We start from the raw sequence: 17,953 nt of genomic DNA on the forward strand, positions 1-17,953 counted from the left end.
AAATTGTGAAATGGACAAATGGGGTAATTTCCAATATCCGAGTTCAACAAATCAAACCAAGTGGAAATGAAGGAGTTTATATCCTATCTCAGGATTTAGATTTTGACAACAGAGGAATTTTAGATAGTTTATATATGTTTCATGGTAAACGATTAGTCCCTGTTAATTATGGATCAAGTGTTAGATATCAAACGAATCACGTGTATTTTGATACACTGGGAAATGTCCGGGATTTTCGTTTCATGAAAGATTTTACTTATCAATTCGGTAGCAAATAACAAATATTTAGTCACTGTAGATGTAAAATTGTATTACTATCTATCCATTTAGGATGCAGTTACCAAACAGAAAAGGTGTTGAGGGTGATAGTTATCCCAAAGGTTGAAAAAATCAAACAATGAAAAAATTAATTTGTGTTCTCTTCTTGTTTTTTCTTTCATCTTGTGATAATGCTGAAAGAGAAAGACAAGTCAGGAACGAAATAGATGAAAATAGGAGCAGTCAAAGTAAGCTGGACAGTATAAAAGCTGAGTTTGATCGGCTTAGCAAAGCAATGGATTCAGATAGTGTTCCTGAGTATATTATCGACGATACCCACGGATTAATTGAAAAATAAAACAATCGCTTTTTTAAAGAAGGAAAACAGCTGAAGATTATCCTTCAGCTGTTTTATTTTGGTGATTTTGATACAGGTATAAAAGATTTTATCTATTATTGTCCTGCTCGTACCAATCACTATTTATGAATAAAGTTTACGCAGAAGCGATAACACTCTTAAATTCCAATACAAAGAACACATTCATCCATGTTTCTTCCTTGCTGTGCTAAGGGGTTGATTTTGTTATGCTTAGGTTTTGAATTCATTGATTCTGTGCGGTAGAGAAACTGAATTAGAAACAATTAAAACAGCAAACATGAAAAAACCACTGTTCAGGAGGGTTTGTTTGTCTGTATTGCTTGCCATGAACATGGTATTTGCTTACGGACAGCAGGTGGAAAGCCGTGCCAAAACTCCTTGTTATTTTGATGAAATGATGCTCGATCAGATCAAGAAAAATCCGGATCTACTGAACCGGATGAATGAGCGGGACTTTTTGATCAACAATTTTATTCGGGAAAAATACAAAAATCAAGGAACAGGCACTGAAAAAAGCCTGAGTGCCAATCTGATTATTCCCGTAGTTGTTTATGTAGTTCATGAGTATGGACCGGAAAACATCACGGATCTTCAGGTAACCAGCCAGATTGATGCCTTGAACGATTACTTTGATCCATATGGAATTCAGTTTTGTCTGGCTACCAAGAAAGGAACACAAAACCTGACTTCTATAAGCACTCCATCCGGAATTACAAGTACTACTCCGGGGATTTTTCATTACGGAAGTTCAGTCCTGACGAATCATAACGTGAGTCAGCAAGCTGCATTAACAGCTATCGGAAGCACCTTGCCTGCGGATCAGTATTTGAAAATCTGGGTAGTGAAAGGAATTACATCCAGTACCTTGCCTCCGGGACAAAAAATATTGGGTTATTCCATGCTGCCTGAATTTGCAGTGAGCACTACAGACGGAATTGTCATGTCGCATGATGCATTTGGAGATGTTGCGACCTGTTCTTGTACAACTTTGGCTTCCTATAGCCAGTTTGGTAAAATCCTGGTTCACGAAGTAGGGCATTACCTTGGACTTTACCATACGTTTAATGGTGGTTGCCAGGGAATGAATGCTTCGGATTGTGCAACAGGAGGAGATAAAGTATGTGATACACCACCTGTAAATGCTCCGAATTCCGGTTGTCCGTCCAGTACATGGAATACCTGCAATGAAACTCCGGACCTACCGGATGATATTCACAATTACATGGATTATGTTTCTGAAGGTTGTATGACAGGCTTTACCAATGGTCAGAACGACCGGATTCTGGCGCAAATCAACATGTTCCGTGCCAACCTGGTTAGTTCAAGTAACTTAACATATACAGGAGTAAGTTGTACAGGAGGCCTTCTTTCAGATTTTACGGCAAGTAATTACAATCCATGCAAGAATACTGCAGTTACTTTCACAGCTATTCCAAGTCCGGGAGCAACTTATACGTGGGATTTCGGTGATGGTACAACCGGTACCGGAGTAACCACTTCACATACATATACCGGAGCTTATCAGCCGGCAAATGTCGTGTTGACGATCAATAACGGAACAAACTCAGTATCCTCTACGCGAATGGTTTTTGTTTCTCCGTGTGATCCGCTGAATAAAGATCAGGGAATCTGGTATTATGGCCAGATGGGAGGAATGAATTTCAGTACCGGAGCACCTGTTTATAACAATCAATCTTTCATGCATGGCAATTACATTGATGAAGCATGTGCCGTACAAAGTACAACAACAAACGATTTGTTGTTTTATACGAACGGAAGTAAAGTGTGGGATGCGAACCATGTTGCAATCAATTCGAGTAACCTGCTGAAATCAGACCTTTCTGCTCACCGCGGTGCGTTGATTGTTCCGAATCCAGGAAATGCGAACGAATATTACCTTTTCACAAGAGATGGAGGGGCTTATGCTGCAGGTATGGCAACTACTGTTCCCGGAGACGACGGATTCAGATACAACATCATCCAGGTGAATGCAGGTTTGGCCACAACAACTGCTAGTTGGAACGTTCCGATTGCACCACCAGCTGCTTTGGGTTACATGTTGGGTAACGATGGAGCCGTATTGGGAGGTGAAGGAATTACCGCTGCAAAATCATGTAACGGTTATTGGATCATTACAACCTGCAAAAAGGGAAGTCAGTATTACATTACTATTTTTAGTTTGACTGCAAGCGGATTAGCATTCCATTCGGAAACATTATGTCCGTTTAATACTTCTCAGCAAGCTTTGGAAGTATCACCAAACGGAAAGAAACTGGCTGTCGGATCAGGAACCAATGGTTCGACGGAAACAACAGGATTGGCGGTATTCGATTTCAATATTTTTACCGGAGCACTTACTAATCAGTTGATCTTGAATAATTATTTAACCTACGGGTTCTCTTTCAGTCCTTATTCCAAACTGATTTATTGCAGTGGATGGAGTGGTAGTAACTTGTATCAGTATGACTTGACAGCTTCGTCTCCTGCAACATCCGGAATCGTTGTGTCAAACTCAGCTTCTTATGCTTGTGAAATGCAGCTTGGACCGGATAATAAATTGTATCTGTCAAGCGGAACAACATATGTTCAGGTAGTTCATCAACCGAATATAAGAAGCACAGTAGCCAATCCGAATTTGTGTTTGTATTCACCGACAGGACCGAATATGCAGACGACATTGTCGCACAGTATGCCTAATTTTATCGATGCAACAGGAAACACGGCATTCTCAAATACAATCGGAGCTACGCGCATCAACTGTTCGCAATATTCATTCACTACGAATATTTGTTCGGCTACTTTCATCTGGAATTTCGGTGATCCGGGATCCGGAGCATCAAATACATCAACCTTGCAAAATCCGTCGCATACTTTTTCTGCTCCCGGAACCTATACGGTTACAGTGAGCGGAGGCGGAACAACGCTTTCAGTAACAGTTCAGGTTGGAGCTTCTTCAACAATTTCAGGATCTCCGACAATTTGTTTGGCAACAAACCCAATGGGGAATTATGCATCGAATCTGCAAGCAGGACAAACAGCGTTGTGGTCCGTTTCAGGTGGTGGAATTGCCGGATTGAATAATCAACCGAATGTGGATGTTATCTGGACGTCTTTACCGGGAACAGTTACGTTAACAGTTACAGATGTCACAACGGGTTGTACTTCAACGTCTACATTTGTAGTGACGGAGGTATGCAATACCTGCACCTGTACCTTGAATCCGTCATTCAATTATGGCATCAACAGTAATACATGCCTGGTTACATTTGATGGAATGCACGGCGGAAGTTCTTGTCTGCAAAATGTAACGTATGACTGGACTTTTGACGGAGTTCCTGCAAGCGGAAGCGCAGTAACATATACTTTCCCGACTGCGGGTGCGCACACTGTTTGTTTGACTGTGACCGCAATGGCAAACAACCAGGAATGTATCCAAACAATTTGTCAGACAATTGAGACCAATTGCGCTCCTCCTTGTAATTGTGTGTTGAAACCGAAATTTAAATACGTAGTAGATGAAAAAGAATGTCTGTATTCTTTTGAAGCATCCCACGGAGGACCAAGCTGCTTGCAAAACGTAGAATACCATTGGGATTTTGGTGACGGAACTACTGCGACAGGGCAATTCCCGAATCATATCTTCACTACAGCAGGACTTCACAATATTTGTCTGACGGTAATCGTTCGTGACAATAAAGGGAAAATCCTTTGTCAGAAAACGGTTTGCAAGGAAATTGACGTAAAATGCGAAGGGAAATGTGATTGCAAATTGGCTCCGAAATTCGAATACACAGTAGACGAGAAAGAGTGTATCTACAATTTTGAAGGATTCTCAGGAGGACCAAATTGTCTGCAATTCGTGGAGTATTACTGGAGTTTCGGTGACGGAACAACTTCGATGGGTCAGAATGCAGGACATGTTTACAGTTCACCGGGCAGCTACGAAGTATGCTTGACAGTAGTTGTTCGCAATGAGAAAGGAGACGTTATCTGTGAAGATAAATTCTGTGATAAAGTAGATGTGAAATGTGCCGGCAGATGTGATTGCAAGCTGCAGCCTACTTACACGATGACTAAAATCGGTAGCTGTGAATTCGTTTTCAGCGGTTTCTCAGGTTCTCCTTGCGTGAATGTGGATGAAATCAGATGGATCGTTAACGATATCGAAGTGGCATCCGGACAGAATTTCATCTACCAGTTCCAGGTAAATCAGAGTTATACGATCTGCATGGTAGTCATCGGATCCTTGAATACAGGAGAGAAATGTGAGGAGAAATACTGTGAAGAATTCTTCTACACGGATTGCTACCCGTTGATCGGAATTAAATCTGCGGTAAACGGAGAAGGAATAGCAGCTGCACAACAGTTGGAATTGTATCCGAATCCGACAAACAACCAGTTCCAGTTGAAATTCAAAGATTCCTTTGAAGGAGATGTGAATGTTACATTGAAATCGATGGATGGAAAAGTAATCGGAAACTCGGTTTACAACCGATTGGATGCAGCAAATGAGCTGACAGTTCAGCTCCCTGCCTCCGTTTCAGATGGATTCATCATGGTTGAAGTGAGAGCAGGAAACCAGGTTTACACTGAAAAACTCATGATTTTGAAAAAATAAATCGGAGAGATTCATTATTGATAATCAGAACGCCCGTGTAACAGCGGGCGTTCGTTTTTTAAACTCTTGCGTAAAATTTCCCGGCTTGGTTTCCGGATTTGAAAAGTTTACCGCAATTCCTTAAATTCGGGAAATTAGAATCAGATATGAGCACATCACCCGCACACGACGAGCGCATTGCGAAAATGACCTTCGCTTCTGTTTATCCGCATTATGTCACGAAAGTTGAAAAGAAGGGCAGAACAGAGGAAGAACTGAAACAGGTCATCCAATGGCTTACCGGATTTGATGCAATCAAACTGCAAGAGCTCATTGATCAGAAAGTTACTTTTCAATCATTTTTTGAACAGGCGACTCTGCATCCGAATGCTGAATTCATAACGGGAATGATTTGTGGTTACCGCATAGAGGAAATCGAGAATCCGCTTACCAAACAAGCACGCTACCTGGATAAATTAGTGGATGAACTTGCCAAAGGAAGGAAAATGGAAAAGATTTTGCGGAGTTGATGGCGATGCTACAGGCTGGTCTGGAGTTAGCGCAACTGTAGACGTTTCTGGTGGTTATCTGCGGATTGCTCCAAGTGCATCCGGGAGCAGTACATCCAAAACGTTTACGGGCTTGAATGTTGGCAAACGATATATCCTGAGAGTTAGAGCTGATAGAGGTAGCGGACCGGATTTACGGATAGCGATCACGGGTGTCGCGGGTACCACAACGTTACTCAATACACAGCAAAATACAATCTTGTTTACAGCCACTTCTGCAAGTACTACTGTCACCATCTCACAAGTGAGTAGCAGTACTGTAACCTATTGGGTCGATCAACTGGAATTGGGAGAGGATCATATTTATGAAGCAACATTGATGATGAGCAGCGATTACTACCCGTTTGGGATGCAGATGCCTGGAAGAAGTACAAACTTCGGGAATTATCGTTATGGGTATACCGGAAAAGAATCTGATCCGGAAACTAAAGGAACCGGAAATAGTTATGATTTTGGAGAAAGACAATATGATCCACGTTTGGGGCGTTGGCTATCGTTAGACCCGTTGAAAGCGATATATCCATCCATGACTCCATATTGTTATGCTGGAAATGCTCCAATTGCTGCGAAAGACCCGGATGGAAACCTGATTATTTTTGTAAATGGATTTACTGGTGGAAGTGTAGCTTCAGAGAATCAAAAATCTATTCCCGGAAAAGAATACTGGACTTCTGAATTTAGAGACGCTGCTCAGGAGTATTTTGGTGGGGATAGTAAACACATATTTCTTGATGGATCTCATAGTGAATTTGGATTGTCAATGGCATGGGAAAGACAGGCAATTGGAAAAGCTGTCGCACTTGAATCAGCTGCAGCAATCAAAGAGTATTTAGAGAAAGCTGGGGATGAAGAAACAATTAAAATCATAACTCATAGTATGGGTGCTGCGTATGCTGAAGGGTTTATTGAGGGATTGATAGAAGCAGGTATTGACCCAAAACGAATTGAAAAAGTTGTTCACCTTTCAGCGGCTGATGCTAGTGATATTACAATTTGTGATAAAGGTAAGGATATTAAGAGAGTTCAATTGGGTGTTGATCAGGATTATACGCTGTATGCAATAAGTCCTGAAGACTGCTCATTATCGGAAAAATTAGCTAAAGCTGATCCTTTTGCGGATGGTGATGAACGAATGATTCCTGGTGTTGATGTATATGGAGAAGTAAATGTTGATGGAGACCAAATGCTCAAGTATGGCTACATAAAAGATCCTGTAAAGAGAAAAGAGGCTCAGGATAAATACAATTACCATGCATATACGAAATGGAATAAAGGAACATTTGATGCATTAAAAGAACTTGAAAAAGGAACTTTGGTTTCCCAGCGAGTTTCATCTACATCTGGAAAGACGATCTATACAATAAAATTCCCATGTGGTGAATTTGGTTGGAATTTCTTGAAAAGAGGAAAGGATAAATCCTTCGTAAAAAACACTGAATCAAGTGGTAAAGGCGATGAATACTATTGTGAATAATCACTAATTAATGGTTTTGAGGAGGAATTTTTAAGTTCCTTCTCTTTACTTTATAAAGAAGAATTCCTTTTACTTTCAGAAAATAGAGGAAGATTAGTTGTTTTTTCTACTTTTTCCCGAATGATTTTATTCTTGTGCTCTGTAATGCGAAACCCACAGTAGCTTTCTAAATCTTTTTTTCTAAATGTCGCGGAATAGGAAGATGCATCTTCATAAGCAGGCGATTTGGAATTCTTTGGATCGAGTTTCTTCTCAAGAATTTTTGTTGAAATATGAACAACAATCTTAGCAGTTTGCACCAATATTGAATCTTCAATGATTTCCCCATAAAATTCAGATGCTATTTGTCTTGCTTTTGCTTGCATAGAATCAATATTCTGGATTCCAGTCATTGGTTCATTTTCAATTCGGATAGTATATAAGTCCGTTAAATATCTGGCGCAAACTTCCAGGCTGTCTCCTGAATAACTATAGTTAAACCGGTTCAACTCAACTTTAAATCCCTTTATGCTGAAATCCGATATGAATCTGAGCTCTTTTTGAGTATAGGGGCGTATACAATGTATTTTCTCTCGTTTACAAGATAATCCAATGATTATAATTCCAATAAAAGGAATGATCTTTTTCATTTATGAATTTTGTTTTTCAAATGTAAAGAACTAAAGGTTAATATGGAAAGATACAAATAGTTGTTGATTTCAATAAATAAGCTATTTTGGTCTTTAAAATACCTACTCATGACCGAAGCAGAATTAAAGAAGCAATTACAAAGCACAAATCCCCTGGAAATTGAGGAGGCTTTGCTTCATGGAAGCCATTCTGCGGGTATTAAACAGATCATTGATCTGTTCGAATCCATTTGGAAAATGACCTATGCGGCGAGCTCTGATTCTGAATTCAAAGCCGTCCGGGATGGTTCGTTGGCGCATAAAATAGTGCTCATGAACGAGCAGGAAGACTTAATTCCGGCTGCATTATCCGGAGTAGAGGAAGTGACTGCATTGGATTTGGGTGGATTTCCGGAGGCCGCATTTTTTCCTGAGCTTTTGCGCTATAAAAAACTGCAAAAACTTCAATTTTGGGAAAATGAAGTGAGCGTTTTGCCTGATGGATTCTTTGAATTATCACATTTACGTGAGCTCTATTTATCCTGTAACCTGGAAGAACTTTCCCCGCTGATAGAAAAGCTGCAGGAACTGCGGATTCTGGTAGTGTCAGGCAATCAAATCAAGCAGATTCCGGCAAGTATTCAAAAACTTGGTAAATTGGAAGAACTGGATGTAAGCAATAATCAATTAACAGAATTGCCGGCTTTTTTGGCGGAATTGCCAAGCTTAAAAATCTTACATATCTATGGAAATCCGGATTTGGTAGTGAATGATCCGGCAATTTACCGGGAAAAAGGAATTGAGTTGGTTGATTGAAAAAGGATTCCAATTGAATAAAATAAGGCTTTTCCCTGGAGTTTAGGTGATTTTTTTTAGTTACGCAGATGATAGAGACTCCAGCTATGTCGGAGCGCAGATTTGATTTACATACTATCTGCGTAAATCTGCGGGAAAATGATACCCACTGCTTGCAAAATCTCAAAGATGTCTTATAAACATACGCTAAAAAGAAAAAGGACAACTGCCATCGCAATTATCCTTCTTCTCTTGTTTTATGTATTGAATCTTTTCTTAGTCAATAAACCAAATCACTGTCACAGACTCCTGGATTTCAGTTTCCTGTGGAGCAAAGCGTAAATCCAAACCATCTGAAAGTCCACCTTCTGCATACATGCGCATATCTGCAGATTTGTAGTAAGCCGGAGGTGCATAACTTTCATTTCCGTAAATGATAGACTTCACTGCTCCTACTTTTACACCTGCTGCAGTTGAAAGGTTTGTCGCTTTTTTGCGTGCATCAGCTACAGCTTTAGTCTGAAGTTCAGCCTCTGTTTTTTCACGTAAAGCATCAGAAAGATAGAAACCGATGTTGAAATCTATCGGATCTTTTGCTTCAGAGAAACGTGCTGCGATTTTTTGCAAAGTTGCCTGGTTGTATGCGAATTTAACTGTCAGGTTCTGGGAAACCACATAACCGCTGTCAATCGCACCATTCTGACGATAAACTCTGTTTTTGGACGCAGAATAGTTGGTTGTCTTCACGTCTGATTCCTGGAATCCGAGTTGTTTCAGAATCTTCAAAAATTGCTGTGTTTGTTCACCGATTGCCTTTGTTGCATCTGCCATGTTCATTTTCACGGATGAAAGGTGAATGTTCAGCTCTGTCATATCGGGAACGATGGTAACTTTTGAAGTTCCATTTACATGAACTGTAGGTTTTGAAGTGTTCTCTACTTGCCCGAACAATGTTCCTGAAGTCAGGAATACGAATAAAATGAGCTTTTTCATAATCAATTTTTGTTTGTTTCAAATAAATATACTGATGCTGAAGCAAGACCTGTGCCAATTTCACCGAAAAAATCCCAAAAAAACTTAACTCAAACGGTAAAAGTCACTGGTTCAGAGTTTTTGAAAAGAAAGATATTTTGATCATTCACGGGAATTCTCTTCCTGAAAATACTAATAATAAAAACCTGCTTAAATAAATTGATGCCGGTCATCTTAATCGTTATATTCGTTAACTGCTGAATAAAACCAGCGCTTTTATTTAAAAGAAAAAGAATTTATGTCAGAGAACAAAGCCATCAAAGATCCTTCACAGGAAACCTGGTATGTGGAGAAATATGCCCTTGAAAACAATGATATCGGGTGGTATCAGGTGGGTGATTTAAAGGAAGGCGAACAGCAATCACTGGTTTATTATCTACTCAATAACTTTTACGGGATGGCGGAAGAAAATACGTTGAGTGAAATTATTCTTCATCGTCCTTCCTTGCTGGATTTCTATAGAAAAGACCTGCTTTCAGATCTGGAAATAATCGAAGAAATCAGCGGTACGAATATGGATAACTGGTGGAACCTGGCAAGAAACGCTACAAATGAGGAAGTGGATATCATCCTGACGCATTACGCAGATGCACCGGAAGAAGTAATCAGATTGCTTTTTGGTGCGGATACTCCATATGCACTCGAAAAGCTTGCAGAACTTGCCAGGGATTCCGGAGATGTTATTGAGATGGCGCGTGAACTGCACATGATTCTGCATGAAGACGGAAGCTTTGAACGCCGTTACCTGAAAGAAGAATATGATCTTTTCAAAGCTAAAAGTGATTCCGGTCCTTTGCCGGAGGGAATCAATCTTCTGACAAACAGCGAAACTGCAGTAAGGGACGGAAAAGTTGCAACCTGTAGTAACAAGATCCAGTCTTTGCTGACTTGTGATTACACGAAGCTTGCTCCTTTTAAGGGAACAGTTCTGGAAAAAATCGGGAGCTATCATTTCTTCTCTTCCAATTGCGAGAGTTGTGATACGTGGTTGAACAACAATGCTTTTAAGATCGTTCCGGAACAGCCTTGGGAATTTATAGGAACATACAGAACGTATGACGAACCAGGTCTTGAAACGGATATGGATGAGGAAGAGGCGGATTGCCATCCTGAATCTGCAGAACCTTTGGATGATGATCAGCCGGAGTATCTTTTGTATGCTTCAAATAATGTTAGTAAAGAGGGAGATAAACGCATTGCAACGCTTGGCGGAAGGCCGTATTGGGTACAATCACCTGAAATTCCGGATTGCCCGGATTGCAATAAAATGATGTTTTATGTGGGCCAAAACCAGGCAAGTCAATGGTCGGGACGTATCGGTGACCAGGTAGTCTTTGGGTTTGCGTGTGAAGATTGCATGCTTGCGGTTCAGATTATGCAATGTACCTGATTCTTGCTCAAGGATCTATAAAGCGCCGGTTTCAACAGAGGCCGGCGCTTGCTTTTTTAATAGCAAAGAGAATCTTCTCAGGGTTTGGAAATCATTTCCCAATCACCCTCATCACCAATTCGATAGCTTGCCGAACGTTGAAACTTCAACGGTGAATCCGGAAATTTGGGAACTACGTCTCCCCAACTTGATTCCGGAACGGCCTTTGTCTGCCAAAACATTTCTGTGAGTTTTGGTGTGTCAGATTGGAAAATGTCCAGGTAAACGGAAGTTTTGCATTGGATATTCAGGAAAAAGATAAACTCCTTCAGTACCAACGAGCGATTGGCTTCGTCGAATTGTGTTTTTTCAAAAAGGACTCTTTTTAGTTTCAATTGGATCAAATGCTTTGAAATCTCTGAATACCAGCCTTTGGGATGAATTTTAGCTTCTGCCGTGATTGCATGCTTTGCCTGTGCCGCGAATTTATCGTACAAAGCAATCAGTTCACTCAAATCAGACAATTGGTTTACCTGATCAGCATAACTTTCCAGGTCGATTGCATTCCGGACCATGCTGCCGATAAAATCTACCGCCAACTTCGATTCACTGTCGTCGAAATAGGAGAAAGAGATGAAATCTTTTGCAAAATGCTTCCCGGTTAAAGTACTCACTTCTGATCTGCTCAACGCTGCTTCCTGAAATTGAGCAAGAACAGCATGTACATTATTCAATCGTGCACGAATGAAGTTGAGGTATCGTTTTTCTGCCAGTTCCTTGAATTCCGGATTGTTTTCCAGGACTTCAAGCCCTTTCGCTATTTTTGCTTCGTCATGAGATTCGAGGAAGGTGTAAATGGCTTTCAAATTAGATGCGTCTAATTTCAAATCAGCTTTTTGCTCAATGATTTCGTCTGTCAATCCGGGAATAGCGGGAGTTGTTTGCACAATCAGTTCGTTACTTGTCATGGAAACAACCATTTTTTTGAGATTTCCATCCAATGCATGATACAGTGCTTGCATTTCATCTTCGATGCATGAATACAGTTCTTCACTAACTGAGCCGTTTGAACCGATCTCCTTTTCCAGGATGTCCATTTTACCGTTTTTCAGGAATTTCACCCGGGTTTCGATGTTCAATAAACCTTCAGCCGGACTGTTTGTAACACGAAGTATTTCCGCATGCTGCATTTGCCGGGCCTTGAGTTCGAGTTTCATTTCATGCAACAACATTTCCGGTGAGCAAGCTTCTACGGTTACCGGCGAACCTTTGATGAAGGTATATTTTACAATGGTATATGCAGGAAATGATTTGGTCACTTTGAATAAATCGAGATGCTCCTGTTTCTCATGATCAAGATACACCCGAAGGTCATTTTCAAGGGAGAAAACTCTGCCGCCTGCTGCTCCGTAGGTAGTAACGGTATAAGTTGAGTAATAGCTGACACCTTCTTCCAGGTGCATTTCGATTTGATTGTAAGCTGTTTCCAGTTTTTGTTTTGCTTCTTCGTTTAGTTCCATCAGGGATTGGTCAAAAATGCTGTGATTAAATAATATTTCAGATTGAAATTAGCTAAAATTAATGCTGCTTCCATTGCTCTGGCTCGTTCTTAATCTTAATGATGTGTTTCCACGTTTGTCAAATCGAGTGAAACACGAAGGATGCGTGTTTCGTATCGGGATTGACAGACATGGGATTGATCCGGTCTTCAATTTCCAAGAATTTTTCTTCTCGCTTCCCTTGCCTCATTTGTTCGTTCATCATACCCGTTCATCCGGTTTGTTTTTTCACCAGTGCTAAAATCACGTACGATCCGGCAATTCTCACCGATTAAAAGCGCATATTTTTCCCGTTTCATATTGTTTCCGGCAAACTTCGAAAAATACATGCGCACTTCTTCCAGGTCGAGAGCCGCCAGTTCCAACGGTAGCTCATCAAACCAAACACCATCAATCGCCATTCGTTTCAACTTACTGAGTGAAGCCATTTCTTTCGGTAATGTTTTGATAGAGGAAGAATCCAGCCCTAATGTATGCAGATGTTGAAAGTTTTCGATTGCTGCAGGAACTTCTGGTATTCGAATGGCTTGCAATTCCAGGCTTTCCAGGAAGTCGAGTTTTATCGGGAAATAATTGAAGCGGTCTCCAAGATAACGAAGCTGCACTTTTCGAAGTGACTTTTTAGATGCCAGTTCTTCATACAAGTCGATAGTTGCGTTTTTACACCATTCGATGGTCACAGATGTGATCTCCGGAAGTGGATTCTTCAGGGAAATAAAATCATCACAATGTGAAATTCCAAGGTGTTCCAATCGGGATAAAAGACTCAGGTCAGGCAAATAGTTCATGTGATGGATCGAACGCAATTCAATGGACCGGAGCTTTTTACCGGCCAGCAAAATCGCATCCAGGTTTGAACCGGAGTAATGGGTTAGTTGAAATGTTTCAATGTTGGAATCCCGGAGCAAATCCGAAGGAATCGAAACAAGGGCGTGTTTCTCCGTGCTGAAATCCATTCCTTCCAACCGCAAAAGCTTCAATTCAGTCAATCCGGTAAAGCAATTTCCAATATGATCAATGCGTCCGTGAATCTCAAAAGATTCAAGGTTTTTCATCGCAGAAAAGTCCGGAAGCTGCTCAATGACCGGTTTGCCGTCAATAGTGTTTGCCGATCCCGGGAACAATTTAATCTGCACACAATCATGCTTTCCGATTGCGTCAAAATGAACGATGCCGGTATTTTCCAGCTTGAAGCGCCCGATATACTTTGAAACAGAAGCTTCAAAATCAAGCATCCCGACATTAAAAAGATGCAATTCATCGGTTTTCTTCGGAAGTGCTTCGAATGAAACGAACAAGTTTTTGCAGTTCCACAAGGTGATCTTTTTTAGCTCCAGCTCTTTTAAGTCCGGAAAGCGTTCCAGTTCTGAATTCATGAATTCCAGTTCTTCCAGGTGACGACAGTTTCCTAAATCACTCAACAATTCATCCAACCCGGAGCTATAAATCACCTCCAGCTGTTCCAATTTTTTCAATCCGCCGATCCCGGCACTGAAATCGGATTGTTTCTTGATCTGCGAGATCCGGAGCTTTTTGATCTCAGGAAACAAATCCGGATTTTCCAGCACATACTTCAGGTAGCTTTCATTCCGGATGATGAGTTCTTCAGAAAAATTGATCGTTTTTTCGGGTTCAGAGATCACCGCGTTGGAACCACTTATTTCAAGTGCCCGGATTTGTGGCGCATACACCAGGTTTCCATCCAATTGTGTAAGACCATTCATATTGATCAATCGGAGTTCCTCCAATTCCTTCAGGTTTTTCATTCCATCCGGAAGCTGCGTAATCTGAGGCGAAGTAGCAATAATAAAAGACTTCAAATTGCTGCATTGCTCAATCGAAGCGGGAATGGATTTCAGGTGGCTCATCTGTGCAAAATAAACGGCTTCCAATTGCGGTGGAAACAGGTTCTCCGGAAGTGTTTCCTCCTGGATATAAGCCAGCTCCAGGTTTTTCAATGCAGGAAGCTGTCCGATCCATTCCGGAATCGTGAAATGCGTTGGAGAATAAGAGTAATGCGATCCTTCTATTTTAAGAGCTGTCAGCGAAGGTAATTCCCGGATAAAAGCAGGAATCTCAGTCAGCGTTGTAATATGGAGCTTCAATTCTTTTAAATGAACCAGATTCGCAAACGAAGCGGGTAAAGTCTGACTTCCATAATGATCAATGGAAAGTGTTTCGAGCGAAGTCAACGCGCCGATTTCATCCGGGATTACATCAAAACCATCCGAAAAGATGGTGAGTTCCTTGATGCCGTTGAAACGTGGAATCTGGGCAAGCTCTTTTCCCAAAACAATTCCTTTGAAAATTCTCAACGCTTCATCCGGAGCCTCTTCGCCGTCGGTTTCAATTCCACTGATCAATGAAATCCGGAAACCATTGGTCAACAGGCGGAACATCTTCCCGATATCCAATGTCTCCGATTTTTTCGCAATCGTTACCAAGGCTTTTACCAGGTCTTTCTGGTTTCCGTTCTGAGGAATTTTGGTGTTGGAGAGATATACTTTCAACGTTCCCTTATCCGCAAATTGGGTCATGTAGTCAAGCACTTCCGTTTTCACAGATTCATCCTCAATCAGCTTTCCGATCATAAACAATTCTTCCAGGTAATTTGCGTTCAGCAAGTTGTTTGCTTTCAGGTAATCAAAAGCAGCTTGTATGTTTTTTAAATCCATAATCGTTTGAGTCTTCCAATGGGGAATTAAAGATAGACAAAAACGCTGTGCAGGTTTGGGTTACGAGCTACAATTTGAGGATAAAAGAAAGTTCGAGCATTTTGGGAGACTACTAATAGGAAAACTTGTTTTAAGTAACCGTTTGTAAATATGAAAGGGCTTTTTCTCGAGTATACTTGATTAACTCGATCTTATCTTTTATATGTGTAATTCTCTATATCTTTTTCAAATCATCAAGCTGCTCAGGTTTGTTCAATAGAACTTGAGAGTATGCGGTACTAAAAAGACGATTATTAATTTCTTCAATCTTTGAGGTTTTTGGCACACATACAGTATTCTCTTTAGTTCCTATAATATCGCTATTCCTAATTTCTAAGTATAATCTAGGGGTCAAGGGTATACCTATTAATTCGATTTTATTTGTAGTGATCCCGTGCGAATCAAATGTCTCTTTTGATTTCTTCGCTGTGATAGTGCAATCAGGTAAAATAAATGAATCTTCATCAACTTTATAGATTATGCAGTGGCAATTTTCTGGCAATAATATTTTAGCTTCTGATGGAATCAATGCGGGATACTTTACTGATTTTTGTATGTTGTCAAGTTTGTTTAACTCATTGACAAAATCTAGAAGGCGCGTTTTTTCTTTTTCAATAACATCGTCGGAGTAATTACTGAAGTCTATGTTATTTGAATCAAATGCCTTAAGAAAATCTGGAATTACATCTTTAAATGATAGGAATTCGTTGTTAAATTCAGATTCCATTTTCAATCTCCTCATGTAGGCAATGATTGAATACTCAAAGAAGAACAATAAGGTTTCTAGATTTATCTTTTCTGGAGTGTCTTGATTATTAATTATATCACTGCTAAAGTTGTTGAACTTATTATCCCATTTAAAAGACAATTCATTTTCGAATGTAGAGTGATCTTTGTTTCCACCTTCAACTCCGAGTGTATTCAACTCATTCCGGACAAAAAAATCTGCGCTTGAACGAGGATTCTTCACTTCATTTTTATCTTTCAACATTAGAAAATACCCGGATTCCTTTTTGAACTTTCGAATGTGTACTCTAGGTACATAATGATGTCTTGTTGGTGTACTCATTTTAATACCACTTTTGCGAATAGTTCTTGTTATGTTATTACTTCAATACTACGTAATAATTTGAAAATGAAGAATACATTTAAAAATTTTAAAAAAAATTGAGCTTGAAAACCAATGAAATTCGAACCGATTTGAATGCTCGGAAAACTGAATGATTTCTAGAACACGGTGTAAAAATGGCCATTACGCTGAAAACCGTCGTAAACAAGCAAGTGAAGCGGAAAAAAGCATTCGGTGTTTGAGTCCGGCGTCTTCTAGCCGGACGAGTTTTGAATGCTTTCGCGTAATGTGGCGTAGTTTACAGGTTTTCGAGTACAGGCCTAGCCTTTTTGCTTACTTTTTTGGCAATGAAAAAAGTAAGAGAAACTAAAGACAGATTGTAAGATGTGTCATGTAATGTGAAATCGTCCTCCAAAGGGTGAAACCTAAAATCATGCCTAGAACACGGATCCATTCTCAAATCTTGTACTGTTTCCGGAAAAGAATGAATACAACGAGTTTGATAGTGAGTGAAGAAGTCAAAAAAGAAACGGAATTGTAGTCAATGGGTTGATCCTGTTTCTTTTTGATCCGAAGAAAGTGAACTACCTTAAAAAAAATGTGCGTGCATAAGGACTTATAAAGTTAGTTTTTAAACGTAAAAAATTAGTCCAGATCTATAAAATGTACGTATGTTTGTGCCCTACAAATTGAAGAAAAATAATGATTAGAAGGGTAACATATTATTCCTTTCATGTGTCTGAGTTGGTTTATCTTTTGAAAATGAAGAAAGAATTCAAACAATTCAAACCTTCAGAATACCGCTTGAAAGACTTGTCCCACTTCACTGATGATTTAAGTTATTGCTACGAAGCACTTAAAAAGGTTTCGCGTTCATTTGCAGTTGTCATTCAACAATTGCCAGATGAGCTGAAAAACCCTGTCTGTTTGTTTTACCTTATTTTACGGGGCCTTGATACCATTGAAGATGACATGAACATCGACAATTCTGTCAAGAAAGAGATGTTGCTTACGTTTGCCGATCGCATAAACAAAGAAGAATTTATTCTTGAAAATGTTGGAGATACCCAGGACTATCAGGATTTAATGCTTCATTTTGACAAAGTAATTCGCGAATATCAAAAGCTTGGACCGGAATACAAAGCCGTTATTACGGACATCACCCATGAAATGGCAGTCGGGATGAACAAGTATGCGCATGAAAACGTTGAAAGTTATAAAGACTGGGACGATTACTGCTATTACGTTGCCGGATTGGTTGGAATTGGGTTGAGCAGATTGTTCCTTGCCTCAAAATTAGAGACAAGTGTGAAACTTTCTGACAAAAACCTGAGTAATGAAATGGGATTGTTTCTTCAAAAAACAAACATCATTCGTGATTTTGCCGAGGATTTGGAACAAGGACGTATTTTCTGGCCGGAGGAATCCTGGAAAAATAAAGCCAATACATTAAACGAGTTGCAGGCCGATGAAAAAAGCGGACTTGCTGCATTGAATGAAGTGGTAATCAATGCCCTCGGACATGTTCCA

The 17,953-nt window shown here is 40.1% G+C and carries 13 protein-coding genes; 8 read left to right on the forward strand and 5 right to left on the reverse strand.

Annotation, left to right across the window (positions count from 1 at the left end):
• The 5 genes from Q1V93_RS09490 to Q1V93_RS09510 form a co-directional block, all read left to right on the forward strand.
• The coding region (locus Q1V93_RS09490; protein ID WP_300664096.1) for a hypothetical protein at nt 1–278 on the forward strand (278 nt) is incomplete at its 5' end.
• Nucleotides 279–397: 119 nt separating this feature from the next.
• A complete protein-coding gene (locus Q1V93_RS09495; protein ID WP_300664098.1) occupies nt 398–616 on the forward strand; it encodes a hypothetical protein in 219 nt (72 codons plus the stop codon).
• A gap of 298 nt (nt 617–914) precedes the next feature.
• Complete coding sequence (locus Q1V93_RS09500; RefSeq protein WP_300664100.1) at nt 915–5,255, forward strand: PKD domain-containing protein; 4,341 nt, start codon at nt 915–917, stop codon at nt 5,253–5,255.
• A gap of 146 nt (nt 5,256–5,401) precedes the next feature.
• Nucleotides 5,402–5,764 carry a DUF2200 domain-containing protein gene (locus tag Q1V93_RS09505; RefSeq protein ID WP_300664102.1) on the forward strand — a complete coding sequence of 121 codons (363 nt, stop codon included), beginning with the start codon at nt 5,402–5,404 and terminating at the stop codon, nt 5,762–5,764.
• Nucleotides 5,724–7,277: an RHS repeat-associated core domain-containing protein gene (locus tag Q1V93_RS09510; protein WP_300664104.1), complete on the forward strand. Its 1,554-nt coding sequence runs from the start codon at nt 5,724–5,726 to the stop codon at nt 7,275–7,277. Before Q1V93_RS09505 ends, Q1V93_RS09510 begins: the two co-directional genes overlap by 41 nt.
• 50 nt (nt 7,278–7,327) lie before the next feature.
• Here Q1V93_RS09510 and Q1V93_RS09515 read toward each other — a convergent pair whose 3' ends face one another.
• Nucleotides 7,328–7,906: a hypothetical protein gene (locus Q1V93_RS09515; RefSeq protein WP_300664106.1), complete on the reverse strand. Its 579-nt coding sequence runs from the start codon at nt 7,904–7,906 to the stop codon at nt 7,328–7,330.
• A 108-nt stretch (nt 7,907–8,014) separates the two neighbouring features.
• Here Q1V93_RS09515 and Q1V93_RS09520 point away from each other — a divergent pair, with 108 nt between their 5' ends.
• Nucleotides 8,015–8,701: a leucine-rich repeat domain-containing protein gene (locus Q1V93_RS09520; protein ID WP_300664108.1), complete on the forward strand. Its 687-nt coding sequence runs from the start codon at nt 8,015–8,017 to the stop codon at nt 8,699–8,701.
• A 255-nt stretch (nt 8,702–8,956) separates the two neighbouring features.
• Here Q1V93_RS09520 and Q1V93_RS09525 read toward each other — a convergent pair whose 3' ends face one another.
• On the reverse strand, nt 8,957–9,673 hold the full coding sequence (locus Q1V93_RS09525; RefSeq protein ID WP_300664110.1) for an SIMPL domain-containing protein: 717 nt from the start codon (nt 9,671–9,673) through the stop codon (nt 8,957–8,959).
• A gap of 277 nt (nt 9,674–9,950) precedes the next feature.
• Between Q1V93_RS09525 and Q1V93_RS09530 the strand changes: the two genes are divergently transcribed.
• Nucleotides 9,951–11,102 carry a hypothetical protein gene (locus tag Q1V93_RS09530; RefSeq protein WP_300664112.1) on the forward strand — a complete coding sequence of 384 codons (1,152 nt, stop codon included), beginning with the start codon at nt 9,951–9,953 and terminating at the stop codon, nt 11,100–11,102.
• A 77-nt stretch (nt 11,103–11,179) separates the two neighbouring features.
• On the opposite strand, the gene Q1V93_RS09535 is transcribed toward Q1V93_RS09530, so the two are convergent.
• The 3 genes from Q1V93_RS09535 to Q1V93_RS09545 form a co-directional block, all read right to left on the reverse strand.
• Nucleotides 11,180–12,601 carry a hypothetical protein gene (locus Q1V93_RS09535; RefSeq protein WP_300664114.1) on the reverse strand — a complete coding sequence of 474 codons (1,422 nt, stop codon included), beginning with the start codon at nt 12,599–12,601 and terminating at the stop codon, nt 11,180–11,182.
• Nucleotides 12,602–12,789: 188 nt separating this feature from the next.
• The gene (locus Q1V93_RS09540; protein ID WP_300664115.1) at nt 12,790–15,315 is read right to left on the reverse strand and encodes a hypothetical protein; all 2,526 of its coding nucleotides are present in this window, start codon (nt 15,313–15,315) and stop codon (nt 12,790–12,792) included.
• A 214-nt stretch (nt 15,316–15,529) separates the two neighbouring features.
• Complete coding sequence (locus Q1V93_RS09545; protein ID WP_300664117.1) at nt 15,530–16,423, reverse strand: DUF4238 domain-containing protein; 894 nt, start codon at nt 16,421–16,423, stop codon at nt 15,530–15,532.
• Nucleotides 16,424–17,185: 762 nt separating this feature from the next.
• Between Q1V93_RS09545 and Q1V93_RS09550 the strand changes: the two genes are divergently transcribed.
• Nucleotides 17,186–17,953: squalene synthase (locus Q1V93_RS09550; protein WP_300664119.1), on the forward strand; the 768-nt coding region annotated here is incomplete at its 3' end.

It is taken from the genome of Fluviicola sp., from assembly GCF_030151805.1.
Taxonomy (GTDB): Bacteria; Bacteroidota; Bacteroidia; order Flavobacteriales_D; family Crocinitomicaceae; genus Fluviicola.